Origin of the sequence: Histidinibacterium lentulum (assembly GCF_003789055.1) — a bacterium.
GTDB classification, from domain to species: Bacteria; Pseudomonadota; Alphaproteobacteria; order Rhodobacterales; family Rhodobacteraceae; genus Oceanicola; species Oceanicola lentulus.
This window is the reverse complement of sequence record NZ_ML119092.1, coordinates 71,267-95,083: the sequence shown is the minus strand read 5'-3', so window position 1 is coordinate 95,083 and position 23,817 is coordinate 71,267. Positions and strand designations below refer to the sequence as shown.

Sequence of the window (23,817 nt, the reverse complement as noted above, 5' to 3'; positions counted from 1 at the left end):
CCCATGAACCCGCTCCACCGCAACGACCGCGCCGGGGAATATCCGGCGAGCTGGTACGCCGAGACGGCGACGCCCGCCCCCCCGCGCCCGGCGCTGGAGGGAGAGCGGACCGCCGACGTGGCCATCGTCGGGGCGGGCTACACCGGGCTGTCGGCGGCGCTGACTCTCGCGGAGGCGGGGCTGAGCGTCGTCGTGCTCGAGGCCCATCGCGTTGGCTTCGGCGCCTCGGGGCGCAACGGCGGGCAGGTCAGCGCGGGGTTCAACATGGACCAGCGGGATCTTGCGAAACGGCTGGGGCCGGACACGGCGCGGCACCTCTGGGACATCGGCATCGAGGCGCGGGACATGGTGGCGAGCACCGCCGCCCGCCACGCGCCGGACGCCCGCTTCACGACCGGGCTGCTCCACGGGACGTGGGACGTCGCGGACGCGCGCGAGAAGCGCCGCTATGCCGACTGGCTGGTCGAGACCTATGGCTTCCAGTCCACCTGGCTCGACCGCGAGGACTTCGCCGCGATCTGCCGCTCCCCGGTCTACAAGGGCGGGATGCTCGACGAGCACGGCGGGCACGTGCACCCGCTCCGGCTGTGCCTCGGCCTCGCCGCCGCCGCCGAGGCCGCGGGCGCGGTGATCCACGAGACGACCGAGGTCACCGGGGTGGACGACACCGGGGCCGGGGTGCTGCTGACGACGCCCGGGGGCCGCGTCAGGGCCGGGCACGCGATCCTCGCGGGCAACGGCTACCTGCCGGGGCTGGACCGCGCCTATGCGGCGCGCGTCATGCCGATCAACAGCTTCATCGCCGCGACCGAACCGCTGGGCGCCCGGGCGGACGAGGTTCTGACCCGCGACGTGGCCGTGGCCGACGACAAGTTCGTGGTGAACTACTTCCGCCTCTCCGAGGACCGGCGCCTGCTCTTCGGCGGGCGCGAGAGCTATTCCATCGGCTTTCCCAAGGACATCCTGACGGCCCTTCGCGCGCGGATGGAGCGGCTCTTTCCGCAGCTTCGCGGTGTCGGGATCACCCATCACTGGGGCGGAACCCTCGCCATCACCATGAACCGCGTGCCCTATCTCGCCCGGTCTTCCGACCGGGTGCTGATGGCGGGCGGCTATTCCGGGCATGGCGTGGCGCTGTCGCTCCTGTGCGGGCGGGTGCTGGGCGAGGCGATCCTCGGCCGGACCGCGCGGTTCGATGTGCTGGCGCGACTGCCCGTGCCGGCCTTCCCCGGTGGCGCGGCCTTCCGCGCGCCGCTGCTGACGCTGGCGATGACCTGGTATTCGCTGCGGGACCGGCTGGGGATCTAGGCAATCGACGCTCGGATACCTGTCCAAAAGTTAGCATCCCCTAAAATCCCGGGGCGCCTCTCTCAGGCCGGGACTAATCGTGGTGTCATCACGATTTTCTGAAAGCTTATCATGACGCTACGTCTTTTTCGGTGTCGCGACTGCGGGCATCGGATGCGGTTCTTCGGAGCCCGCTGCGGCAAATGCGGGACGGAACGCGAGCTGTATCAGCGCGGCTGGCTCTGGATCACGGCCGTCGCGCTTGTCGCGTTCGGGGCCCTTGTCGTCGGCCTCGGCTGACCCCTCAGCCCCGCCCGCGCAGGCCCCGCCGTCCCATGGCCGACAATCCCACCGCGGCGAGGATGATCGCCCCCACCAGAACCTCGCGCAGGTAGCTGTCGACCCGCATCTGCGTGAGGCCATTGTCGAGCACTCCCAGCGTCAGAACCCCCGCCATGGTGGCGAGCACCCGCGGCTGTCCGTCCCGCGTCAGCGTCATGCCGAGGAACACCGCCGCGATGGCCGTCAGCATCAGCCCGTCGCCCTGCGTCGGATTCGCCGAGGCCACGCGGCTGGCGTACATCAGCCCCGCGACGGCGGCGCCGACGCCGGTGAAGGCGAAGGCCGAGAGCCGCAGCGCCCGCACCGGAACGCCGGCGAGCACCGCCGCCTCCCGGTTGCCGCCGATGGCGTAGAGCCTGCGGCCGTAGGTCGTCTGCTCCAGCACGACCCAGACCACCAGGATGACCGCGAGCGCCACCAGCGTCAGGTTCGGCAGCAGGAGCGCGCGGTCGTCCACCGTGGCAACCTGCGGCCCGCCCCGCGCGAAGGCGCCGAAGGCCTCGGGGATGTCGCGCCCGAAGATGGTCCGCCCGTCCGAGATCAGGAAGGCCGCGCCCGAGAATACCGTCAGCGTCGCCAGCGTGGCCACGAAGGGCAGGATGCCCACAAGGCTGACCATCACGCCGTTGAAGAGCCCGCCGAGCAGCCCCACCGCCAGCGCGCCCGCGAGCGCCGCGGGAATCGACCAGCCCGCGACGAAGAGCATGGCCGCGACCACCCCCGCCAGAGAGGCCATGGAGCCGACGGAGAGGTCGAAATCCCCCATCACCATGACCACCGTCATGGTCGCCGCCACCACCGCGAGCATGGACACCTGCTGCGTCACGTTGAGCAGGTTGCGCGCCGTCAGGAAGGTGTCGGGCAACGAGACGGCGAAGAAGAGCACGATGGCCACCATCCCCGCCAGACCGCCGAAGCGGCGCAGCCCCGCCCTCATGCCGCCCGCGCCCCGTAGATGGCCGCCAACAGGTCTGCCTCGGTCATTCCCGCCGTCTCCCTTTCCCCCGCAAGGCGGCCCTCGTGCAGGATCAGCACGCGGTCGGCAAGGCCCAGCACCTCGGGCAGGTCCGAGGAGGCAAGCAGCACCGCCACACCCTCGGCGGCAAGTCCCCGGATCAGCCGGTAGAGATCGAACTTCGCGCCCACGTCCACGCCCCGCGTCGGCTCGTCGAGCAGCAGGACCCGGGGCCGTCCGGCCAGGGCCCGGGCAAAGAGCACCTTCTGCTGGTTGCCCCCCGAAAGTTCCTCGCAGGCCTGCGCCACCGAGGCGGCCTTGAGCCGTACATCCCGGCCAAGCCGCTCGGCAATCTCGCGCTGGCGGCGCGGCGACAGCCAGAGCCCGGCGCGGGACAGCCGAGCCAGGTGCGGCAGCGACACCGTCTCGGTGATCGCCCTGCGCAGCATCAGGCCCTCGCTGCGCCTCTCGCGCGGGATATAGGCGAGGCCCTGCCGCCAGGCCTGCGCGGGGGTCCGGCCCAGGGGCGCGCCCGCGAGCGTGACCGTCCCGGTCCGGGGCAGCGTGCCCATGAGCGCCCTCAGGAGCGCGCCCCGTCCCGCCCCCGCAAGCCCGGCGACGCCCAGGATCTCGCCCGAGCGCAGCGTGACGTCGATGCCGTGGAGACCCGGCGCGGAGAGACCGCGCGCCTCCAGCACCGGCGCGCCGCGCGGGTCGGGCCCGCGCTCGGGAAAGAGCGCCGACAGATCGCGGCCCGTCATCTCGCGGATGATCCGCTCCTGACCGGTCTCGGCAAGCGGCAGGGTCGAGATGTGCCGGCCGTCGCGCAGCACCGTCACCCGCTGCGCAAGGCGCAGCACCTCGGGCATCCGGTGCGAGACATAGAGCACCCCCGCCCCGCGCGCCGTCAGCCCGCCGATGACCTCGAAGAGTCGCTCCGCCTCCTCCCCCGTCAGCGCGGCGGTGGGCTCGTCCATCACGTAGAGCCAGGCGGGCCTGTCCCCCGCGCCTGCATCGTCGATCAGCGTGGCGGCGATGCGGGCGATCATCTGCTGGCCGGTGCCGAGATCGGTCATCGGCCGGCGCACGTCGAGATCGGTCACGCCGAGCCGCGCCAGAGCCTCCGCCGCCGCCCGGTTCAGCGCGCGCCAGTGCACGAGGCCGGCCCTGCGCGGATAGGGGTGATCGAGATGCATGTTCTCGGCCACCGAAAGGCCCCGGACCGCATGGAGTTCCTGGTGGATGAACCGAAGCCCCGCCGCGCGCATGGCGGCGGGCGCCCCCGGGGGCAGCGCCGCGCCGTCGAGCGCCATGCGCCCCGCGTCGGGCCGGTCGAGCCCCGCCATGAGCCGGATCAGGGTGGATTTCCCCGCCCCGTTCTCGCCCATGAGCGCATGGACCTCGCCGCCCCTCAGGGTCAGAGAGACGCGGTCCAGCGCCTGCACCTGCCCGAACCGGCGGCTCAGCCCCTCGAGGTGCAGGACGGGGGCCTCCCCCGTCCTGCCCGCAGCGCCGCTCACTCCGCCGCGTTCGCCGCCGTCACAAGCTCGGTCGGCACGTAGATCACCCGCTGGCGCAGCTCCTCCCCGGCGAGCAGCCGGGCGACGGTCTCGGCGGTGGTCGCCCCGATCCCTTCGAAGTCCTGCGCGACGCTGGCCTCGAAATTGCCGCCCGCCGCGATCGCGTCGCGCGCCTGGGGATTGGCGTCGATGCCGGTGATGACGATGCCCTCGCCCTCGCGGCCCGCGGCCTCGATCGCCTGGAGCGCGCCCAGCGCGGGCTGGTCCCAGGCCGCCCAGACCGCCGAAATGCTGCCGGGCTCGGGGTTCGCCGCGAGAAGCGCCTCCATCTGTGCGCGGCTGTCGGCGATGCCGCCGTCGGACACGTCGGGGGTGATCCGGTCGATCACCTCGATGTCGGGGAAGTTGGCGAAGACCGCATCGGCGATCACGCCGCGCACCTGCACCGGCGGGAAGGGATCGAAGGTGAACATGACCACCGCCCCCTCTCCGTCAATGCGGTTGGCGACGTAGACGGCGGTCTCGGCGGCCATGGCATAGCCGTTCGAGGTCACGTTGGCCGCCACATCGGGGTGCGAGCCCGCATCCATGCCCACGACCGGGATGCCCGCATCCGCCGCCGTGGCGAGACCCGCGCCCACCTGCGCGGGATCGACGTTGATGACGATGGCGTCCACACCCTGGGTGACCACGTCCTCGATCCGGCTGATGACCGCGCCCACGTCGCCCGCGGTGTCGATCACGTTCACCGTCCAGCCCCGTTCCTCCCCCTCGGCGGTGAAGCCGTCGACGTAGAACTGCGTGCCGGGCTGGGCGAGATAGGGCGTGATCACCGCCACCTCCTGCGCCAGCGCGCCCGCCGTTCCCATCCCCAGCGCCACGGCGCCCGCCGCCGCGATCCTCGTCCCCATGGTCATGTTCTTGCCCTCCCTCTTTGGTCCCGACTATGACTTGGCGCGGACTATGGGGCGGGTCCGGAGCGGCGTCCAGAGCGGTCCGGCAGGCATCCGGAGAGGACAGGCATGGCGCGCGGCGAGGTTCTGATCGGCATCGACATCGGCACGAGCGCGGTCAAGGCCGTGATGGTGGCGCGGGGGGGCGCGCGGCTCGACGCGGTGGCGGAGAGCTGTCCGATGGCGCGCCCCGCGCCCGGCGCGGCCGAGCAGGACCCGGACGACTGGCTGCGCCTCGTGCGCGCGGCGCTCGAGCGGTTTGAGGCCCATCCCCGGGCAGGGGAGGTGGCGGCCATCGGCCTCACCAGCCAGGTGAACACCCATGTCTTCTGCGGCGCAGACCTCTCTCCCCTGCGACCCGCGATCACCTGGCAGGACACGCGGGCCGCGGCGGACGGCGCGGCGCTCGACGCGCGACTCTCCACCGGAGAGAAGATTGCCGCGCTGGGGGCCCCGATCCCGGTGGATGCGAGCCACGCGCTGGCGCGCATGGCCTTCGTGGCCCGGACCGATCTTGCCGCCTGGACCGCGACCCGCGCGGTGCTGGCGCCCAAGGATTACGTCATCGCCCGGCTGACCGGGCGGAGCGAGGCCGACCCGATCGCCTCCATCGGCCTCGTCGGACCGGACCACCGCTATGCGCCCGCGGTTCTGGCCCTTCTGAGCGGCGCGGAGGCGCGGCTGCCGCCGCTCTCGGACCCTCTCGCCCTCGCCGGAGAGATCGCGGAAGGGCCGTTCGCGGGCGTGCCGGTGGCACGCGGCACGATGGACGCCTGGGCCTCGATGTTCGGCCTCGGCGTGGCGCGCGAGGGGGAGGCGATGTATCTCTCGGGCTCGTCCGAGGTCATGGGCCTCATCTCCGCGCGGCGCAGCGGCTCGGGCGGTGTCGTCACCTTCCCCGACTGGCGCGGCATCACGCTCCATGCCGCCCCGACCCAGGCGGGCGGGGGCGCGCTGACCTGGGCCTCGCGGCTTCTCGGGCTCGACTTCGCGGCCCTGGAGCGGGCGGCGGGCGCTGCGCGCCTCGGCCCGCGCAGTCCGCTCTTTCTGCCCCATCTCGAGGGCGAGCGCGCGCCGCTCTGGGACGCGGCTTCCCGGGGCGCCTTCGCCGGGCTCGACAGTGCCTGCGGTCCGGGAGAGCTGGCGCTCGCGGTGATGGAGGGCGTGGCCTTCTCCGCCCGGCTGGCACTCGAGGCGCTGGAGGACAGCGGCGCCCGGCGGGTGACCGAGCTCGCCTACGGCGGCGGCGGCGCGCGTTCCGAGGTGTGGAGCCGCCTGCGCGCCGATACCCTGGGTCGGTCGCTGGCCCGGGTCGCGGCGCCCGAAGCGGGGGCCGTGGGCGCCCTCGTCATGGCCGGGGTCGCGGCGGGGGTCCTGCCCGATCTCGCCGAGGCGGCCGACGCCTTCGTCGCGCCCGATCGCCGCTTCGCGCCGGATCCCGCGCGCGCCCGGCTTGCCGAAGAGCGGTATGCCCGCTTCCGCGGGCTCTACGAGGGGCTCGCCCCGCTGCATCACGCCATGGCCCGGGGCACGCCGCAGACAGGTTAGCGCCCCGCCCCCTCCTCATCTGGCCGGAAATGCTCGGATGCGCCCCCGGCCCCGAAGCGTCGGGTCGGGCGGATGACTGCCCGTCTTCCGAACAGTCGCGGACGGTTCGCAGTCGCCCCCGGGGCGCGCGCGACGGCCCCGCGCGCGCCCCGAATACGCGCGCGCCATTCGGTCACCTTCTTATCAGTAGATGTAGCGGATCTGGTCGGTCCAGTACCGCTCCAGCCGCTTGAGAGCATGGGCGATATCCTCGATCCCGGCCATGTCGAGCACGCCGCGCTCCTGCAGGCCCTTCGCATGGGTCTGGAACAGCCGGGCGACGAGGTCGCGCACCTCGCGGCCCTTCGGCGTCAGGCGGACGCGCACCGACCGGCGGTCGATCTCGCAGCGCTGGTGGTGCATGTATCCCAGGTCCACCAGCTTCTTGAGATTGTAGGAGACATTGGAGCCCTGGTAGTAACCGCGGGTCTTCAGCTCGCCGGCGGTCACCTCGTTGTCGCCGACGTTGAAGAGCAGGAGCGCCTGCACCGGGTTGATCTCGATGATCCCCACCCGCTCGAACTCGTCCTTGATCACGTCGAGCAGCAGCCTGTGCAGCCTCTCGACGAGGGTCAGCGCATCGAGATAGCGCGCCATGAAGCCCGCGGCGGCGGCACTGCCGCCCGGCTGTTCCATGCTGGAAAAGATGCTCATTCCGCCCCCTCCGGCCTGCCTCGTCCGGAGGGTTCTGGGGCAAAAGGCCCAACATCGCGTTAAGCGTCGAGACCCGCAGGAAAAAGATCGCGGGCATTCGACACGAATGCGAGGGAGCCCGGCTCACGTCAGCCGGTAGACCTCGCGCGCCGTGCCCTGCGCGATGGCCAAGGCCTCGTCCTCGGTGAGCGCGCCTAGGATCTGGCGGGTGATCTCCAGCCAGCCGGGAAGCCCCGGCCCGAGGTTCACCACCGGCCAGTCGCTGCCCCAGCAGATACGCGACGGTCCGAACACCTCGAGCACATGATCCACGAAGTGCGCCAGCGTCTCCGCCGAGGCCGTGCCCGGCGCGCAATAGGCCGGCAGGCCCGAGAGCTTGCAGCGCACATGGGGCAGGTCGGCCAGCGCCGCGATATCCTCGCGCCAGGGGTCGAGTCCGCCGCCGGCGATGTCGGGCACGCCGCAGTGATCGAGCACCAGCCGCACGTCCGGGCAGGCCTCGGCCAGCTCCCGGGCGATGGGCAGCTGCCGCGCCAGAAAGCACATGTCGAAGGCGAGCCCTGCCGCCCCGATCCGCCGGACATTGGCGCGAAAGGTCTCGCTGCGGGACATCTCGTCGTCCACCACATGCAGAACGCGGCGCACGCCCACGGCGCCCTTTGCCTGCACCTCCTCCAGCCAGGGGACGAAGCGCCCGTCCTCCTCCTCGGGCCGGGCGGAGACGATCAGGCCGAGGATGTCACTCCCCTCCTCCGCCATCAGCCCCGCAACATGATCGGTCTCCGCCCTGATGTCGGCATCGTCGACGGCGGTTTCCATGAAGAGGCTGCCCGCGATCTGCCCCTCCGTCAGGGCCTTGTAATCCGGAAGCGTGAAGGCCCCGGACAGCGCCGGGATGCCCGAGGTCCAGCCGTAGCCGGCCACCTCGGGGTAGATCAGGTGCTGGTGGGTGTCGATGAGCGGGATCATGTGGCGGCCTCCTCCTGCCGTTGATGTCTCAGACGTTGGCCCAGCCACCGTCGATGACCTGCGTGGTGCCGGTGGTGAAGGCGCTCTCGTCCGAGGCGAGATAGACCGCGAGCGCCGCCACCTCCTCGGCCTTGCCGACGCGGCCCATGGGCTGCCGCGCGACGAAATCGGCGCGGGCCTTGTCGACATCGCCGATGGCCTCGCCCAGCGCCCGCACGCGATCGTGCCAGGACGGGCTTTCCACCGTGCCGGGGCAGATCGCGTTGCAGCGGATGCCCTGGGTGATGAAATCGGCGGCGACGGACTTTGTGATGCCGATGACGGCGGCCTTGGTCGCGCCGTAGGCAAAGCGGTTCGGCGCGGCGATGATCGAGGAGACCGCCGAGGACATGTTGATGATCGACCCGCCACCGGTCTCCAGCATCTTCGGCAGGAAGGCGCGGATCATGCGGTACATGGCCGTCACGTTCAGGTCGTTCGAGAACGCCCATTTCTCCTCGTCGCAGTCGAGGATCGTGCCGTGATCGACGAAGCCCGCGCAGTTGAAGAGCACGTCGAGGGCGGGCAGGTCCGCCGCCGCCGAGGCGATGCTTTCGGGGTCGCGCACGTTCAGCACCCGCGTCTCGACGCCCTCGAGGGCGGCCAGCGCCTCCGCGTTGATGTCGGTGGCGATCACCCGCGCCCCCTCGGCGGCCATGGCCAGCGCAGAGGCCTTGCCGATCCCCTGCCCCGCCGCCGTCACCAGCGCGGTCTTGCCCGTCAGTCGTCCCATTCTCGTCTTCCTTCTGTCAGAGCGGCAGGCAAGCGGGGCCCAGCGGCTCGAATGTCTTGTAGGTCAGGATGAACTCGGTATGGCCAAGCTCCTCCGATTTCGTGGGATGCCCGTCCGCGACGCGGCGGACAAGGTCCACGATCTCCGCGCCGACCTCCTCGACCGAGGCGCCCTCGGTCAGGATGCGGCCCGCGTTGACGTCCATGTCCTCTGCAAGGCGCGCATACATATGCGGGTTGGCGGCGATCTTGACGACGGGTGCCAGCGCCGAGCCCACCACCGATCCCCGCCCGGTGACGAACAGCGTCAGATGCGCGCCCGAGGCCATCATCTCCACGATCTCCGCGTTGTCCGAGATGTTGGGAAAGCCGTAGCGCACCTCGCCGTCCGGGACGACATCCATGAGGTAGAGCCCGCCCCGGGGCGGGATGTCGCCCGGCTTGATCAGGCCGGAGATCGCCGACTGCCCCGATTTCGCATAGGCCCCGAGGGATTTCTCCTCGATCGTCGTCAGCCCGCCTTCGGCATTGCCCGCGGCGAAGCTGCCGAAGCCGAGCGTCGCGTAATAGCGCGCGGCCTTGTCCACGCTCGCGCGGATCTCCGCACCGAGCTCGGGGGTGGCGGCGCGCGCGGCCATGATGTCCTCGCAGCCGATCAGCTCCCCCGTTTCCTCGAAGATGCAGGCGGCGCCCGCCTCGACCAGCCGGTCGAAGGCCACGCCCACCGCGGGGTTGCCCGTAAGGCCCGAGGTGCCGTCCGAGCCGCCGCAGACGGTGCCAACGACCAGCTCGGAGATGTCCATGGGCAGGGTCTGCGCCTCCGCGAGCCGCGCCGCCATGCGCGCCACCATCGCCCGCCCGGCCTCAACCGTGGCCCGTGTGCCGCCGTCGCGCTGGATCACCAGCGTCTCCACCGCGCGCCCCGAGGCGCGGACCGTCTCCGCCAGGCGGTGCCGGTCGAAGCTTTCGCAGCCCAGAGACACCAGCACCACCGCGCCCACGTTGGGATGGGTGCAGAGCCGCTCCATCATCCGCTGCGCGTAGGCATTGGGAAAGCAGCCCGGAAAGCCGATCAGATGCGCCGCCGCGTCGTGGGGCTCCACGATCTTGCGCGCCACATGATGGGCGCATTCCACGAGATAGGCCACGGCGACGAGGTTGCGGATGCCCTTGCGCCCGTCGGAGCGGGGATAGCCTCTCATCTCGCGACATCCTCCGAGGTTGCGGCCAGCGCGTAGGTCGGCGTGTAGTCGCTGGCGACGTTGTGGACATGGACATGGGCGCCCGCGGCGATGTCCTCGGTGGCCCGCCCGATGGGGGCGCCGTATTTCACGATGCGTTCGCCCTTGGCGATGGCAGCCCGCGCGATCTTGTGGCCGAGGCCGAGCCGCGCGGGCATCACCGCCGCGCCCGCCTCCAGCGCCACGGTCTCGCCCGCCTCCACGGCGCCGCGCAGCACGAAGACGGTGTCGCCGGGGGAGAGGAGCAGAAGGCGGGGATCGGGCATGTCTCAGACCTCGGCCAGGGTTGCTGCGTCGATCAGGTCCCAGTCGAGGGACGCCCCCAGCCCGGGCGTCTCGGGCAGCGTGGCGATGCCGTTCTCGATGGGCAGGGGGCGGTCGAGGCCGAAGGCGAAGGTCTCCACCGGCCAGAGCAGTTCGAAATAGCTGGAGTTCGTCACCGCGCCGTTCAGGTGCAGGTTCACCAGCTCGAGGGGGTGAAAGATCGTCGTGTGCAGCTCGCAGCGGGCATGGAAGGCCTCGGCCAGATGCGCCGTCTTGAGCGTTCCCGTCACCCCGCCGGTCCAGCTCGGATCCGCGCGGACGGCATCGACAACCCGGGTGGCGAGGCACTCGGCCACGGACCAGGGGTGTTTCGCCAGCACCTCCGTGCCCACGACGGGGATGTCGAGGATGCGCGTCAGCTCCCGCAGGGCGCCGAAGGCCTCGTCGGGCAGCGGCTCCTCGTACCACAGATACCCCAGCCGCTCGAGTTCGCGGCCCATGCGCAGCGCTTCCTCGAAGGTATAGGGCTGCACCGGGTCGGACATGAGCGCGAAGTCCGGGCCCACGGCCTCGCGCACCGCCTCGTGGATCGCGATATCCTCGACCAGCGATTTGCCCGGCGGGTGGATCTTGTAGGCCTTCATCCCCGCCGCCTGCACCGCCCGGGCCTCGGCGGCATAGGCCTCGGGGCCGGAGAGCACGAGCGAGGAGGCGTAGACCGGCACTTCGCTCCGCGCGCCGCCGATATGGCGCCAGAGCGGCTGTCCGGCGGCCTCGGCGGCCAGCAGCCACAGGCAGCAATCCACCGGGCCGTAGGCATGGATCGGCAGGTGGTGCCACCAGCGGTCCGCCGTGCGCCAGTCGTGAAAGGCCCTCTCCCGGTCGAGCGCGTTGCGTCCCACGAGGAACGGCCGGAGCGAGGCCGCCGCCGTATGCGCCGCCCCCAGCGCCGACCGGCCCGCAAAGCCCACCATGGAGGCCTCCCGCCCGTCCTCGGTTCGGACGGTGTAGACGAGGAACTCCAGCCCCCCGATCTCCTGCCCGTCCCGCATCTCCCCGCCCGCGATGGACGCGGGGGCATGGCGGCAGGCCCGGATATCGAGGGCGGCGATCCTCATCTCAGAACTTGCCCCACTTGAGATAGGCCTCCTGCGGGTCCACGCCGTCCAGGATGGCGCGGCGGACCTTGCTTTCGGTCGTCATCGCGGTGACCGCCTCGGGGATCACCTCGTCCACGATCCCGGCGGGGATGCGCACCATCCCGTCGCGGTCGCCGTGGAGCCAGTCGCCCGGCGCGATCACCACCTCGCCGATGCGGATCTCCTCGCCCGTGGCCCTGGGCAGCCACATGCCCACGACGTCGCGGGGCGTGTGATGCGTGCCCCAGCAGGGCCAGCCGAGGCGCAGGATGAAATTCGTGTCCCTCAGCGCCCCGTCCGTGACGCAGCCCAGAACGCCCTTGGCGTGCAGCGTCTCGGCGGAAAGCTCGCCCATCTGCGCGACGAGCTGGTTGTTCGGCTGCGCCGTCCAGATGTGCCCGCCGGGGGCCTTCGACAGAAGCCCCGTCCAGGCGAGCAGCGTGGCATGGGCGTCGGCGCTCTCGTCCAGCTCCCCGTCCACGGTCCAGGCCGGCCCGGTGAGCACGCCCTCGGGGTTCAGAGGACGCACGCGCGGCGGCAGGGTGAAGTCCTTCAGTCCGCGCGCCCGCAGCACGTCATGCACGACGGAGGTGTAGCAGGTCCCCAGCTCCGCGATGCGCTCCGCGTCAGTCATGGTGGAAGACTTCCTCCATCATCGCCCACCACTCGCCCTCCTTGCGGGTCTCGAGCGGCGCCTGGCAGGGCATGCAGACGTCCCACCATTTCCGCGTGAGCGGATCGGCGGCCATCTTCGCCGCGTCCGCCTCGAAATCCTCCCCGGTGTATTCCCAGTAGCCGAAGAGCAGGTTCTCCGGCTCCTTGAGGAAGATCGAGTAGTTGGTGATGTTGCAGGCCGATATCATCTCAAGGATGCCCGGCCAGGCGTTGGCGTGAAGCTCCTTGTATTCGGCCACCTTCTCAGACTTCAGCCCGATGACCATGCCCATGCGCTGCATGTGTCTCTCCCCCTCCGATGCAGTGATGCGATCCGTGCACAATGCGTGCACGGATGGTGTTCCAGTCCCACTCGATGCCGAGGCCCGGAGCGTCCGGCGGATGGGCGCGGCCCTCGCGGATATCGAGCCGCGAGCTGGTGATGGCGTCGAGCTGCGGGATGTATTCGAGCATCGGCGCGTTCGGCACCGCGCAGACGAGGCTGACGTGCAGCTCCATCAGGAAATGCGGGCAGACGGGCACGCTGAAGCCCTCGGCCAGATGCGCCGCCTTGAGCCAGGGCGTGATGCCGCCGATCCGCGCCACGTCCGCCTGCACGACGGAGGCCGCGCCCTGCGTCAGGTAATCCTTGAACTGGCTCAAGGAATAGAGGCTCTCGCCCACCGCGACGGGCACGCGGGAGCGGGCGGCGAGCACCGCGTGCGCGCCCACGTCGTCGGCCGGCATCGGTTCCTCGAACCAGTGGATGCCCGTCTCGGCCAGCATGTCCGCCCGGCGCAGGGCCTCCGCGAGATCGAACGCCTGGTTGGCGTCGACCATGAGGTGGAAATCCTCGCCCACCGCGTCGCGCACGCGGGCGAGCCGCGCCCGGTCCTCGGCAATCGACGGCTTGCCGATCTTGAGCTTGGCGCCCGCGAAGCCCCTCCCTTTCATCTCGGCGGCATCCTCGGCCAGCGCCTCCGCCGGCAGGTGCAGCCAGCCGCCCTCCGTGGTGTAGAGCGGCACGCTCTCCTTGGCCCCTCCCGCCATCCGCCACAAAGGCAGGCCCGCCCGCCGGCAGCGCAGGTCCCAGAGCGCGGTATCCACGGCAGCCAGCGCCAGAGAGGTGATCGCCCCCACCGCCGTGGCATGGGTAGCAAACAGCAGGTCGCGCCAGATGCCCTCGATCTCCTCCGCCTCCCGCCCGATCAGGCGCGGCGCCAGCGTGCGTTCGAGGAGCGAGATCACCGCCGGCCCGCCCGTGCCGATGGTGTAGGAATAACCCGTGCCCACCGCCCCCTCGGCATCGGTGATCCGCACGATGGGCGTCTCCTGGCTGACGAAGGACTGGATCGCGTCCACCCGTGTGACGGCAGGCGGCAAGTCCACCATCAGGATCTCGACATGAGCGATGCGGGCCATCAGCGCGGCCTCACCGACCGGCCCGTGGCGGCGTCGAAAAGATGCGCCTTGTCGAGCGAGAGGCGGAAGGTCAGCGTCTCGCCCACCTTCAGGTCGCGGGGGTCGAACATCTTGCCCTGGATCTCCTGCCCGGCGAGCGAGGTGTAGATCAGCGTCTCGGTACCCAGCAGTTCCGCCAGTTCCACCGTCAGGTCGATCTCGCAGGTCTCGCGCGCCTCGTGGATGCCGTGACCGATGGGCGAGAGGTCATCGGGCCGCACGCCGAAGATCACCTCCTGCCCGCCCCTCACATGCTCCTTGAGCCGCCCGGGGACGGGCACCGTCCCGCCACCGGAGAAGCGCACCTCCCCGCCCTCGATGCGGCCGGGGATCAGGTTCATGGGGGGCGATCCGATGAAACTTGCCACGAAGGTGTTCACCGGGTGGTTGAACACCTCCATCGGCGTTCCGACCTGCTCGATATAGCCGTCCTTCATGACCACGATCCGGTCGGCGAGCGTCATCGCCTCCACCTGGTCGTGCGTCACGTAGACGACGGTGGTCGCCACCTTGCCGTGCAGCTTCTTGATCTCGGTGCGCATCTGGACCCGGAGCTTCGCGTCGAGGTTCGAGAGCGGCTCGTCGAAGAGGAACGCGTCGGGGTGGCGCACGATGGCGCGGCCCATGGCGACGCGCTGGCGCTGGCCGCCCGAGAGCTCCGCCGGGATGCGGTCCATGAGCTCCGACAGGCCAAGGATGCCCGCCGCCTCGGCCACGCGCTCCTCGATGACCTTCGCCGGTTGCCCCGCGATCTTCAGCCCGAAGCCGAGGTTGTCGCGCACGTTCATGTGGGGATAGAGCGCGTAGTTCTGGAACACCATCGACACGTTGCGCTTTCGCGGGGGCAGGTCGTTCACGACCCGCTCGCCGATGCGGATGTCGCCGTCCGAGATGTCCTCCAGCCCCGCGATCATCCGCAGCGTCGTGGACTTGCCGCAGCCCGAGGGCCCGACCAGCACCACGAACTCGTTATGCCCGATCTCGAGGTCGATGCCGTGCACGACCTCCAGCTTGCCGTAGCGCTTGACCACCCTGTCGAGCGTGATGCCTGCCATTCTCAGCCTTTCACTCCGCCGAAGGTCAGCCCGGCGATCAGATGTTTCTGCACAAGGAACGTGAGGATCAGCGCGGGCACGATGATGATCACCGCCATCGCGCACATGCCCGCCCAGTCGATGGTGAACTGGGACGTGAAATCCATCAGCCCCACCGGCAGGGTCTTGCTGTCCGTGGACCGCGTCAGCTGGCTTGCCAGCGCGAACTCGTTCCAGCTCGTCAGGAAGGCGAAGACCCCCGCCGCCGCGATCCCCGATTTCGCCAGCGGGAACTCGATCTTCCAGAACGCCTGCCAGCGCGTGCAGCCGTCAACCTGCGCGGCTTCCGAGAGCGACATGGGGATCTGCCGGAAGAAGCCGTCGATCAGCCAGACGGTGAACGGCACGTTGAGCGAGACGTAGACGATGATCAGCCCCATCTGCGTGTCGATGATCCCGAGCCGCGACCAGAGCATGAACACCGGCAGCGACAGCGCGATGCCGGGCACCGTGCGGAACAGCATGAGCCCGAGGAACCACGCGTTCTTGAAGCGGAAGCGGAAGCGGGCAAAGGCATAACCCCCCGCCATCCCGATGATCAGCGCGATCACGGTGGAGGTGGTGGCGATCACGAGGCTGTTCCAGAAATAGGACAGCACCGGGATCGCCACGGTCTCCTCGCCGATGCCGAAGATCTTGGTGAAATTGCGGAGTGTCAGGTCCTGGGGCACCCAGACCGGCGGCTTGGCGAGAATCTCGCGGTTCGGGCGGAAGGCCGACAGCACGACCCAGAGCCCCGGGACGCACATGACGATCATCAGCACGAAGGTCGTCAGCCAAAGGGCCGTGGCCTTGAGCCGCTTCTTCAGGGCGCGGGTCATGGACGGGCTCCGGGGGCCAATGGAAATCCGACCGATCCAGGAGCGCGGTGACCAGGCCGATCAACGAGCGCGTGCTCCGACCCGATGTCCCGCCCGGCGGGACGCCGGGCAGCCCCCGACCGCCCCCCCGGGCGGGGGCTTCTCCCCCGCCCGCGGTCGGGGGCTGCCCTTGGGTCTGCAGGACGACCGTTGCAGCGGGACAAGCTGGCAGATGCGACGACACAGGGGCCGGGCGGGACAGTCCCGTTGAGGTGCATTGAAAGACCCATCACTCAGCCCCTCCCATGTAGCGGCGGGCGGCCACCAGCTTGGTGAAGAAGAAATAGGTGAAGGCGATCGACAGGATCGTCGAGACATAGGCCATGGCATTGGCCTGACCCATCCGCGCATTCTCGTAGCCGACCCGCGCGATCAGTGTCCACAGAAGCTCGGTGCGCCCTGCGGGCCCGCCGTCGGTCATCACCTGCACGATGTCGTAGGCCCTTGCCACGTCCAGCGACCGGATCGTCATGGCGATGAAGGCGAAGGGCATGATGAACGGCAGCGTGATGTGCCGGAACGTCTGCCAGGCGTTGCAGCCGTCCACCTTGGCGGCCTCCAGCGGATCGCGCGGCATGGCGAAGAGCCCGGCCAGCAGCAGGATCGCGAAGACCGACGTGCTCATCCAGACCTCGGCGAAGATGATCGAGAACATCGCCAGCCGCGCGTCCACCAGCCACGGGATCGCGAAGTCGATGATCCCCATGGACTGCAGCGCGTTGTTCACGATGCCGATGTTGTCGTTGAAGATGAACTTGAACTGAAAGCCCACGAGGATCGGCGAGAACATCATGGGAAACATCATGATGGTCCTGAGCGTCCGTTGACCCCAGGTGATCTTGTTGATCAGCAGCGCGATCCCCAGCCCCAACAGGAACTCGACGTTCAGCGCGATCACCAGAAAGAGGATCGTCCGCCAGAACGCGGCCCAGAAGGCCGCGTCTTCCCAGAGCCGGACGTAGTTGCGGAACCCGATGAAGGTCTCGATCGTCTCGGGCCGGGTCAGCCGGTAGGGCGTGAGCGAGGTGTAGAACGAGAACACCAGCGGGATCGCCACGACGAAGAGCATCGTCAGGATCGCCGGGGACAGCAGCAGAAGCGGCGTCAGGGCCGCCTGCCGGGTGCGGAAGAATCGGGTCACGTGTGTCTCGCCTGTGTCGGGGCGGGCGCGGCGGCGGGAGGTCCGCCGCGCCCGGAGCTGCCGGCCTCGGATCAGAGGTAGCCGGCGTCTTCCATCACGATGCGCGCCTCGTCGGCGGCCTGATCGAGCGCCTCCTGCGCGGTCTGGTCGCCGACGATGGCGGCCTGCAGGCGCGGCCAGAGCACGTTCGACACCTCGATCCACTCGGGAATGAGCGGCGGGGTGAAGGCATCCTCGGCCATCGAGGCGGCATAGGTGTCGAAGACCTCGACGAGGAAGTCGTTGCCGCCTTCCGCGAACTCGGCCTTGGCCGTTTCCCAGACCTCGCTGCGGCTGGGCAGAAGGCCCGTGCGCGCCTCGATCATCTGGCGGTCGTGGTCGGTCAGGAAGGTGACGAAGCTGGCCGCCGCCTCCTTGTTGTCGCAGGTCTCGGTGATCGAGAAGCTGTGCGAGCCGGACCAGCCCGTGCGCACGCCCGCGCTGCCCATCGGCGCGCGGATCAGGCCCACGTCCCCGGCGACCTGGCTGTTGGCGGGATCGTTGAAATACGCCGACCAGCCTGCCCAGTCGAGGTTCATCGCCACGGTGCCCGACCCGAAGCCGAGGCCGGTGTCGTCCCAGAGGTAGTTCGGCACGCCCACCGGCACCGCCCCCGCCTCGTAGAGATCGACGAAGAACTGCAGCGCGCGCACCCCCGCCTCGGAGTTGAACGCGGGCTCCCAGTCCTCGGTGAAGAGCTGGCCGCCCTCGGCGACCAGCATCTCGTAGAACCGGCCGGTGACCGCCTCGTCCTTTCCGACGTACTGGAAGCCGAAGAAGTTGGGCGGATCGGCGAAGAACTTCGCCATGTCGGCGACCTGCTCCCAGGTCTCGGGCGGGGCCAGTGGATAGCCGTATTCCGCCTCGAAGGCGGCCTGGTTCTCGGGGTCCTCGAAGAGCGACTTCTGGTAGTAGAAGTTCGACACGTCCGAATGGCGCGGCAGCTGCACAAGCCGGCCGTCCACGGTGGAATGGTCGAGCACCCGCTGCACGAATTCCGACAGCACGTCCTCGGAGATATGTTCGCGCAGGTCGACGTAGATGTTGCCGTATTGCGGCGCGAAGCTGGTGTGGTTCGAGCCGACGCACCAGTCGAGCGTTCCGGCGGCGATGTCCTGCTTGATCTCGCGGTCGAGCTCGAAATGGTTCTTGCGGCTCAGGATCTCGACGGTCGCGCCGGTGGCGGCCTCCCAATCGGAGATCGTGGCGTAGAGCGGCTCGTACTGCGCGCCGCCGATCAGCTTCACCCGCAGGGTGTAGCCGTCGAAATTGCCGTAGTCCTGCGCCGCGACCGCACCGGCCAGAAGCGGCACCATGGCGGTGGCCGCCAGCGCCTTCAGTCTCAGTTTCATCATCTCATCCTCCCAGATGTCGTGCCTTGTCACGCCCGCCGCCTTGGCGATGCGTCTGTCCTGCCGTCCGCCGGCACGGGGCGGGACAGCAGGTCTTCAATGATGCGGTCGCGATCGCCGCCCAGCGCGGGGGCCGCGCGGGGGCTGGCAAGCGTGCGGCCGTCTATCCTGATGGGCGCGCGGAGGGCCGTCAGCCGCGTGTCCGCGCCCCGCGTGATCTCGGTCAGGACATCGAGCCTGCGGAACGCCTCGGACTCCAGCAGCCCGGGCCAGTCCAGCACCTCGGAACACCAGATATCCGCCGGTTGCAGCACCTTCAGCCAGTCCGCCGTGGTCCGCGTGGCGGCCGCCTCGGCGATCACCCGCTTGATCTCGTCCCGGTGGGTCATCAGCGCGGCGCGGTCGCCGTAGAACCGCTCCAGCCCCTCGATCTCCATCAGCCCCGCCAGCCGCTCCAGCGAGGGGGTCATGGCGAGCGCCAGCCAGCCGTCCCGGGTCGCATAGACCCCGTAGGGCGCGCCGAGATAGGCGTGGGCGCCGTTCACCTGCGCCCGGCGCGGCATCCGCCGCCCGTCGTTCAGATGCGTCGTCAGCACCTCGAACTGAAAGTCGATCATCGCCTCGAGCAGCGAGGTCTGCACATGGGCCCCCCGCCCGTGGATGCCCCGCCCCACCAGTGCCGCCAGCACGCCCATGGCCAGCGCGTTGCCCGCCAGCATGTCCGCCACGGCCAATCCCATCGGAACGGGCGGATCGCTGTCCGATCCCGTCAGCCACAGGAGGCCCGAGCGCGCCTGCGCCAAGAGGTCCTGACCCGGCAGCGGCGCCCAGGGACCGTCCTCGCCGTAGCCCGAGATCGAGCCGTAGACGAGGCGCGGATTGATCGCCCGCATGTCCTCCCAACCGAAGCCTTGCCGCTCGATCACGCCGGGGCGGAAGTTCTGGATCATCACGTCCGCCCGCGCGATCAGCTCCCGCAGCATGGCGCGGTCCGCCTCGTCCCTCAGGTCGGCGGTCAGGCTCTCCTTGTTGCGATTGATGGCGTGAAAGAGCGAATTGTCCCCGTCGATGTCGGTATCCGACAGGTAAAGATGCCGGCAGAGATCGCCGGTCCCCGGACGCTCCACCTTGATCACCCGCGCGCCGAGGTCCGCCAGCTTCAAGGAGGCCAGCGGCCCCGACAGGAACTGGCTGAAATCGAGCACCACCAGCCCGTCGAGGGGGCGCGCCTCCTGCGGCAGCGGCGTCATGGCAGGCTCTCCGCCCAGGCCTTCTCCAGCGCGTCAAGCGTCGCGTCCCGCGTCGCCTCGCCGCGCAGGAAGGCGTGCACGATGTCCCCGCCCTTCTCCTGAAAGCCCATGTACCCGTCGTGCCTCGGCCTCAGCCACGCGCTCTCCAGCGTGGCGCGCGTGCCGCGGAAGAAATTGCGGCTCGCCGTGTTGCAGCGGTCGCTCTCCCAGGCCACGGCATTGCCCGGCTGGCCCCCCGCGTCGAAGAACAGCCCCGCCTGACACTCCGCCCCGGCGATCCAGAAGGCATAGTCGAGGGCGAGATCCACATGCTTCGACGCCGTCGACACCGCGATCCCCGTGCCGCCGATCACCGTCCCGGACGGGTCCGCCCTCTCCAGCCCCGGCGCATCGGCGAAGATCAGCGGAAAGCGGCAATAGCCCGCGCGGCTGTAGTTCGTGTAGCCATAGCCATAGGGCGAATAGGCCGGCGCATCGGCGGTGCGTCCCATCCATTCATAGATCCCGATGGGATCGAGCGTGAGGCAGCGCGGGTCCATCAGCGCCACGATCTCGCCCAGCCGCGCCAGCACCGTCTCCCCCGCCGCGCGGTCGACGAAGCCCCCCGCGCGGCCCACGTCGGCGCCCAAGTTCCGCGCCATGCCCATGAAGGTCATCAGCGCGTTGATCGGGATGAGCGCGAAGGCCACCCGACCCTGCCGTGCGAGCACCATGACCCCGTCCCAGGTCTCGGGCGCGGCCTCCAGCCGGTCGGGCCGGAACGCCGCCACCGGGGTGGCCGCGTCGATGGCGAGACTCCATTGGCGCCCGTCGAATTCGTAGGAAGGATGCGACAGACCCACCGACTGCGCTGCCAGCGCGGACAGTTCCGCCTCCCGCCCCTGCCCGTCGAAGGGCATCAGCAGGCCCGAACCCGCCACCTCCCCCACATGGGGATGGTCGATCACCATGAGGTCGTAGCGTCCGGCCATCTCCTCGATCGGACGGTCCGCGAAGGCCTGGAGCGAGCGTTTTTCCCAGGTGATCGTCACGCCGGGATGCGCGGCCTCAAAGGCGCGCGAGGTCGCCACCATCGGGTCGAAGCCCCGGGAATGGTCCCAGGTCATGCCGCGCAACTCAGCCACGGCGCGCCGCCTTCTTCGCCGCCATCGCCGCCTCGGCCGCTTCCCGGAACGGCGCGGGATCGCGGTAGAGCGCGGTCATCAGGTGCTCGCAATAGAGCACCTGCTCCCCCTCGCCCTTGAACACCGAATAGCTGACCCGGACCTTGCCCATCTTTAGGTCCTTGACCTCCTTCGAGAGGTTCTCGCGGATCGTGTAGATCGTGTCGCCGATGAACACGGGCGCGATGAAGCGCAGCCGGTCGTAGCCATAGGAAAACGAGTTCAGGCAGTTCGTCGCCGCCAGCCCCAGCCCGTAGCTGAACACCATGGCCCCCGCCACGAGCCTGCGGCCGAACACCCCTTCCTCCGCCGCGAACCGCTCGTCCGAGACGTAAGGGTGGTGGTCCATCACGAGGCTGTTGAAGAGCATCGATTCGCCCTCCGAGATCGTCCGGCGGACGGAGCGGATTCTGTCTCCGGGGGTGAAATCCTCGAAATACCAGTCCTCGGAGTTCCAGACCGGGATCCCCGCATGGTCCCCCGGCAACCCGGGCAGCCCCCGCGCATGAACGCCGATCTCCGCCATCGCTCCCCCCTTCGGTCCCGCCCCGGTGGTCCGGGGTCGTCTCTCCCCATCGTTGCGGATTGCATTTCACCTGTCAAATGGTTTTGTATATCTGAAACGACGCGGGAGGAGACAGCGATGGAGCGGGAACGCTACTTTGAGGATTACGTGGAAGGCGAAAGCCGGCAGAGCTTCGGGCGGACGATCACCGAGGCGGACATCGTCATCCACGCAGGGCATTCGGGGGATTTCTTCCCCCACCACATGGACGCCGAATGGTGCGCCACGCAGCCCTTCGGCCAGCGCATCGCCCATGGCACAATGACCTTCGCCATCGGCATCGGGCTGACCGCCACCGAGATCAATCCGCGCGCCTTCACCTACGGCTACGAGCGCCTGCGCTTTCCGGCGCCCGTCCACGCGGGCGACACGATCCGCACCACCGTGACGATCGGCGCGCTGTCGGACGATCCGAAGCGGCCGGCCTATGGCAGGGTGACGGAAATCTGCGAGACGACGAACCAGAAGGGCCAGACCGTGATGTATTGCGAGCACATCCTGCTGGCCGAGCGGAGGGAGGCCGCCCGATGACGCATGACCTGACCCAGGACTGGCCCGCGCCCGAGCGCCCGCGCCCCATCGTCATCTGCGGCGCGGGCGGCATCGTCCGGGACGCCCACCTGCCCGCCTATGCCATGGCCGGGCTGACGGTGGCGGGCGTGACCGACATCGACCGGGACCGCGCCGAGGCGCTCGCGCGCGAGCATCACATCGCCGCTGTCCATGCCTCGCTGAAGGAGGCGGGAGAGGCTCACGGCACGGACGTGGTCTACGACATCGCCGTGCCGCCCCATGTCCTGCCGGGCCTTCTTCCGGAACTGCCGGACGGCGCCGCCGTCCTGATGCAGAAGCCCATGGGCGCCGACCAGGCCCAGGCCCGCGAGATCCGGCAGGTCTGCCGCGACAAGGGCCTCACGGCGGCGGTCAATTTCCAGCTGCGATTCTCGCCGATGATGCGCGCGGTGCAGGATGCCGTGCGGCGCGGGCTTCTGGGGGAGCTTCTGGAGATCGAGGTGCATCTCAACATCTTCACCCCCTGGCACCTCTTTCCCTTCCTCATTCCGATGAAGCGGGTGGAGATCGCGGTCCATTCGATCCACTACCTCGACGCGATCCGCGCCGTGGCGGGCGACCCCCGGGGCGTCTTCGCCCGGTCGCTCCACGATCCGCGCGCGGACGACTTCGCCCAGACCCGCACCAGCGTGATCCTCGACTACGGGCCCAGCCTGCGGGGTCTCATGTCGATCAACCACAACCACCGGAACGGGCGCAAATTCCAGTCCGCCTGGTTCCGCTTCGAGGGCACCGAGGGCGCGATGATGGTCAAGCTCGGCGTCTGCTACGACTATCCCAACGGCGAGGCGGACGAGCTCTGGCTCTGCCGGAACGGCGGGGAATGGGAGCAGGTGCCGCTCACGGGAAGCTGGTTCATCGAAAGCTTCATGGGCCCCATGCGCAACGTGCAGCGCGTGGCCTCGGGCGAGGACACGCATCTGCATTCCGGGGTCGAGGACGCCTATCGCACCATGGCGCTCGTCGAGGCCTGCTTCCGCTCGATGGAGCGGCCGGCGGAGCCGCTCACCCTCGACTGAGGCCCGAGAGGGGCGGCACTTCGGGGCCGCCCATGGAGGCGCTGATCGCGTTGGCGGTGGCGATCACCGCCTTCGCGCAGGCCTCGAAGCTTACCGGATCGTCGAACCGCTCGAGATGCGGCACGGTCAGTGCGGCGATGGCCTGCCCGGTGTGGTCGCGCACGGGCGCCGCGATGTTGACGATGCCCCGCGCGGTGAAACTGTCGGTGATCTCGTGGCCGCGGGCGGCGATCTCGGAGAGTTCCCCGCGCAGGCCGGCCTCGGTCTTGTCGGCGGGCAGCGGCACCCGGGCAAAGAGCTCGTCCAGACGCTCGGGCTCGGTGAACGCGAGGATCACCCGGCCCGACGATGCGCGCCAGAGGTCGATCCGCGCGCCGAGCCGGATCGACATGACGTGGTGGCCGGGCGGGTCCACCTGCCCGACGATCAGCACCGCGTCGTCCGAGACGATGGCCAGATGCGCCGACTGGTTGATCTCCGCCGTCATCCGCCTCATGAGCGGGCCGGCGAGGGCGGTCAGGCGCCGGATCAGCGGCGTGCGGTTGGCGACCTCGAAGAGCTTCGTCGTCAGGCTGTAACGGTCGGTCTCGGGATCCTGGGCGACATAGCCGCGCTCGGTCAGCACCACGATCATGCGGAAGATCTCGCTGACCGACCGACCCATGGCCCGCGCGATCTCGGCCTGGGAGAGGCCCCGCTCCTCCTCGGCCAGAAGCTCGAGGATATCGAGCCCCTTCTCGAGCGCGGGCGCCGAATAGCGCGGCGGCGGGGCGGAGTCGTCGGCGGTCATCGGGCGGGTCTTGCGGCGGCCTCGGGCAGTCCCGGGGAATGCCACCACGGGCCCGCGATTGCAACGGCGGGATCGGCGCGGCGGGGGGGGGGGGGGGGCCCCCCCCCCCCCGGGGGGGGGGGGGGGGGGTGGGGGGGGGGGGGGGGGGGGGTGGGACCCCCCCCCCCCGCCCGC

Annotated in this window: 25 protein-coding genes; 5 read left to right on the top strand and 20 right to left on the bottom strand. The window is 69.8% G+C overall.

Annotated features, from left to right (window positions below):
* The first annotated feature begins 3 nt into the window (after positions 1 to 3).
* Positions 4 to 1,308 carry an NAD(P)/FAD-dependent oxidoreductase gene (locus EAT49_RS19210; protein ID WP_123643928.1) on the top strand — a complete coding sequence of 435 codons (1,305 nt, stop codon included), beginning with the start codon at positions 4 to 6 and terminating at the stop codon, positions 1,306 to 1,308.
* Positions 1,309 to 1,461: 153 nt separating this feature from the next.
* Positions 1,462 to 1,587, top strand: coding sequence for a hypothetical protein (locus EAT49_RS21750; RefSeq protein WP_281274748.1), 126 nt, complete (start codon positions 1,462 to 1,464; stop codon positions 1,585 to 1,587).
* Positions 1,588 to 1,591: 4 nt separating this feature from the next.
* On the opposite strand, the gene EAT49_RS19205 is transcribed toward EAT49_RS21750, so the two are convergent.
* The 3 genes from EAT49_RS19205 to EAT49_RS19195 are packed head-to-tail and all read right to left on the bottom strand — an operon-like array spanning position 1,592 to position 5,021.
* On the bottom strand, positions 1,592 to 2,566 hold the full coding sequence (locus EAT49_RS19205; protein ID WP_123643927.1) for an ABC transporter permease: 975 nt from the start codon (positions 2,564 to 2,566) through the stop codon (positions 1,592 to 1,594).
* Positions 2,563 to 4,104, bottom strand: coding sequence for a sugar ABC transporter ATP-binding protein (locus tag EAT49_RS19200; RefSeq protein ID WP_123643926.1), 1,542 nt, complete (start codon positions 4,102 to 4,104; stop codon positions 2,563 to 2,565). Before EAT49_RS19200 ends, EAT49_RS19205 begins: the two co-directional genes overlap by 4 nt.
* Entirely contained in the window at positions 4,101 to 5,021 is a 921-nt protein-coding gene (locus EAT49_RS19195) for a substrate-binding domain-containing protein (protein ID WP_123643925.1), read from the bottom strand. The genes EAT49_RS19200 and EAT49_RS19195 overlap by 4 nt, the downstream gene beginning before the upstream one ends.
* A gap of 105 nt (positions 5,022 to 5,126) precedes the next feature.
* On the opposite strand from EAT49_RS19195, the gene EAT49_RS19190 reads away from it, so the two are divergent.
* Positions 5,127 to 6,605 (top strand): xylulokinase, encoded by a 1,479-nt coding sequence (locus EAT49_RS19190; RefSeq protein ID WP_123643924.1) that lies wholly within the window; start codon positions 5,127 to 5,129, stop codon positions 6,603 to 6,605.
* A 183-nt stretch (positions 6,606 to 6,788) separates the two neighbouring features.
* On the opposite strand, the gene EAT49_RS19185 is transcribed toward EAT49_RS19190, so the two are convergent.
* From EAT49_RS19185 to EAT49_RS19110, 16 genes are all read right to left on the bottom strand, one after another.
* Positions 6,789 to 7,298 (bottom strand): MarR family winged helix-turn-helix transcriptional regulator, encoded by a 510-nt coding sequence (locus tag EAT49_RS19185; RefSeq protein WP_185020844.1) that lies wholly within the window; start codon positions 7,296 to 7,298, stop codon positions 6,789 to 6,791.
* 123 nt (positions 7,299 to 7,421) lie between these two features.
* Positions 7,422 to 8,267: an amidohydrolase family protein gene (locus EAT49_RS19180; protein WP_221181481.1), complete on the bottom strand. Its 846-nt coding sequence runs from the start codon at positions 8,265 to 8,267 to the stop codon at positions 7,422 to 7,424.
* A gap of 28 nt (positions 8,268 to 8,295) precedes the next feature.
* The gene (locus EAT49_RS19175) at positions 8,296 to 9,039 is read right to left on the bottom strand and encodes an SDR family oxidoreductase (RefSeq protein WP_123643923.1); all 744 of its coding nucleotides are present in this window, start codon (positions 9,037 to 9,039) and stop codon (positions 8,296 to 8,298) included.
* A gap of 16 nt (positions 9,040 to 9,055) precedes the next feature.
* Positions 9,056 to 10,240 (bottom strand): UxaA family hydrolase, encoded by a 1,185-nt coding sequence (locus EAT49_RS19170; protein ID WP_123643922.1) that lies wholly within the window; start codon positions 10,238 to 10,240, stop codon positions 9,056 to 9,058.
* The gene (locus tag EAT49_RS19165) at positions 10,237 to 10,545 is read right to left on the bottom strand and encodes a UxaA family hydrolase (RefSeq protein WP_123643921.1); all 309 of its coding nucleotides are present in this window, start codon (positions 10,543 to 10,545) and stop codon (positions 10,237 to 10,239) included. Before EAT49_RS19165 ends, EAT49_RS19170 begins: the two co-directional genes overlap by 4 nt.
* Positions 10,546 to 10,548: 3 nt before the next feature.
* Positions 10,549 to 11,661, bottom strand: coding sequence for an enolase C-terminal domain-like protein (locus EAT49_RS19160; RefSeq protein WP_123643920.1), 1,113 nt, complete (start codon positions 11,659 to 11,661; stop codon positions 10,549 to 10,551).
* A 1-nt stretch (position 11,662) separates the two neighbouring features.
* The gene (locus EAT49_RS19155) at positions 11,663 to 12,316 is read right to left on the bottom strand and encodes an RraA family protein (protein ID WP_123643919.1); all 654 of its coding nucleotides are present in this window, start codon (positions 12,314 to 12,316) and stop codon (positions 11,663 to 11,665) included.
* Positions 12,309 to 12,638, bottom strand: a complete 330-nt coding sequence (locus EAT49_RS19150; RefSeq protein WP_123643918.1) for an L-rhamnose mutarotase — start codon at positions 12,636 to 12,638, stop codon at positions 12,309 to 12,311. Before EAT49_RS19150 ends, EAT49_RS19155 begins: the two co-directional genes overlap by 8 nt.
* The gene (locus tag EAT49_RS19145; protein ID WP_123643917.1) at positions 12,601 to 13,758 is read right to left on the bottom strand and encodes a mandelate racemase/muconate lactonizing enzyme family protein; all 1,158 of its coding nucleotides are present in this window, start codon (positions 13,756 to 13,758) and stop codon (positions 12,601 to 12,603) included. Before EAT49_RS19145 ends, EAT49_RS19150 begins: the two co-directional genes overlap by 38 nt.
* Complete coding sequence (locus EAT49_RS19140) at positions 13,758 to 14,852, bottom strand: ABC transporter ATP-binding protein (RefSeq protein ID WP_123643916.1); 1,095 nt, start codon at positions 14,850 to 14,852, stop codon at positions 13,758 to 13,760. The genes EAT49_RS19145 and EAT49_RS19140 overlap by 1 nt, the downstream gene beginning before the upstream one ends.
* A gap of 2 nt (positions 14,853 to 14,854) precedes the next feature.
* Positions 14,855 to 15,712 carry a carbohydrate ABC transporter permease gene (locus EAT49_RS19135; RefSeq protein ID WP_123643915.1) on the bottom strand — a complete coding sequence of 286 codons (858 nt, stop codon included), beginning with the start codon at positions 15,710 to 15,712 and terminating at the stop codon, positions 14,855 to 14,857.
* 268 nt (positions 15,713 to 15,980) lie between these two features.
* Positions 15,981 to 16,892, bottom strand: a complete 912-nt coding sequence (locus EAT49_RS19130; RefSeq protein WP_246003912.1) for a carbohydrate ABC transporter permease — start codon at positions 16,890 to 16,892, stop codon at positions 15,981 to 15,983.
* A 71-nt stretch (positions 16,893 to 16,963) separates the two neighbouring features.
* The gene (locus tag EAT49_RS19125) at positions 16,964 to 18,286 is read right to left on the bottom strand and encodes an ABC transporter substrate-binding protein (RefSeq protein ID WP_246003911.1); all 1,323 of its coding nucleotides are present in this window, start codon (positions 18,284 to 18,286) and stop codon (positions 16,964 to 16,966) included.
* Positions 18,287 to 18,312: 26 nt separating this feature from the next.
* Entirely contained in the window at positions 18,313 to 19,533 is a 1,221-nt protein-coding gene (locus EAT49_RS19120; RefSeq protein ID WP_123643913.1) for a CaiB/BaiF CoA transferase family protein, read from the bottom strand.
* On the bottom strand, positions 19,530 to 20,657 hold the full coding sequence (locus EAT49_RS19115; RefSeq protein ID WP_123643912.1) for an ABC transporter substrate-binding protein: 1,128 nt from the start codon (positions 20,655 to 20,657) through the stop codon (positions 19,530 to 19,532). The genes EAT49_RS19120 and EAT49_RS19115 overlap by 4 nt, the downstream gene beginning before the upstream one ends.
* On the bottom strand, positions 20,650 to 21,222 hold the full coding sequence (locus tag EAT49_RS19110; RefSeq protein WP_123643911.1) for a MaoC family dehydratase: 573 nt from the start codon (positions 21,220 to 21,222) through the stop codon (positions 20,650 to 20,652). The genes EAT49_RS19115 and EAT49_RS19110 overlap by 8 nt, the downstream gene beginning before the upstream one ends.
* A gap of 117 nt (positions 21,223 to 21,339) precedes the next feature.
* On the opposite strand from EAT49_RS19110, the gene EAT49_RS19105 reads away from it, so the two are divergent.
* On the top strand, positions 21,340 to 21,792 hold the full coding sequence (locus tag EAT49_RS19105; protein WP_123643910.1) for a MaoC family dehydratase: 453 nt from the start codon (positions 21,340 to 21,342) through the stop codon (positions 21,790 to 21,792).
* Positions 21,789 to 22,853: a Gfo/Idh/MocA family protein gene (locus EAT49_RS19100; RefSeq protein WP_123643909.1), complete on the top strand. Its 1,065-nt coding sequence runs from the start codon at positions 21,789 to 21,791 to the stop codon at positions 22,851 to 22,853. Before EAT49_RS19105 ends, EAT49_RS19100 begins: the two co-directional genes overlap by 4 nt.
* Here EAT49_RS19100 and EAT49_RS19095 read toward each other — a convergent pair.
* Positions 22,840 to 23,643, bottom strand: coding sequence for an IclR family transcriptional regulator (locus tag EAT49_RS19095; RefSeq protein ID WP_123643908.1), 804 nt, complete (start codon positions 23,641 to 23,643; stop codon positions 22,840 to 22,842). The two genes, EAT49_RS19100 and EAT49_RS19095, sit on opposite strands and share 14 nt — an antisense overlap.
* Positions 23,644 to 23,817 lie beyond the last annotated feature (174 nt).